General features: G+C 63.8%; 1 protein-coding gene. It reads right to left on the bottom strand.

All coding sequences use genetic code 11. The features are described from left to right. Positions 1 to 591 (bottom strand): phosphomethylpyrimidine synthase ThiC (locus AACY45_RS27535; protein ID WP_339548615.1); only part of this gene is annotated, 591 nt, incomplete at both ends.

Raw genomic sequence — 591 nt, forward strand, 5'->3', positions numbered from 1 at the left:
CATTTCGCCATGATCGAGCCGCCGCGCGATACGATGCCGGTGACGCGCTTGGCGGTCATCGGGATGTAGGCGAGGCGGACACCGGCGTGGATCGTGAAATAATCGACGCCCTGTTCGGCTTGCTCGATGAGGGTATCGCGGAAGATTTCCCAGGTCAGGTCCTCGGCGACGCCGCCGACCTTTTCGAGCGCCTGGTAGATCGGCACGGTGCCGATCGGCACCGGCGAGTTGCGCAAGATCCATTCGCGGGTGGTGTGGATGTTGCGGCCCGTGGAGAGGTCCATCACGGTGTCGGCGCCCCAGCGGATCGCCCACACCATCTTCTCGACCTCCTCCTCGACCGACGAGGTCACGGCGGAATTGCCGATATTGGCGTTGATCTTGCCCAGGAAGTTGCGGCCGATCGCCATCGGCTCGGATTCGGGGTGGTTGATGTTGTTGGGGATGCTCGCGCGGCTGCGCGCGACTTCATCGCGGACGAATTCGGGGGTGACGTAATCGGGGATGCTGGCGCCGAACGACTGGCCGTCGCGGATCAATTGTTCCTTGGCGGCGGCGCGGCCGAGATTTTCGCGGATCGCGACATATTCC

Origin of the sequence: Pseudomonas sp. RA_35y_Pfl2_P32 (assembly GCF_963970735.1) — a bacterium.
GTDB lineage: Bacteria > Pseudomonadota > Gammaproteobacteria > Pseudomonadales > Pseudomonadaceae > Aquipseudomonas.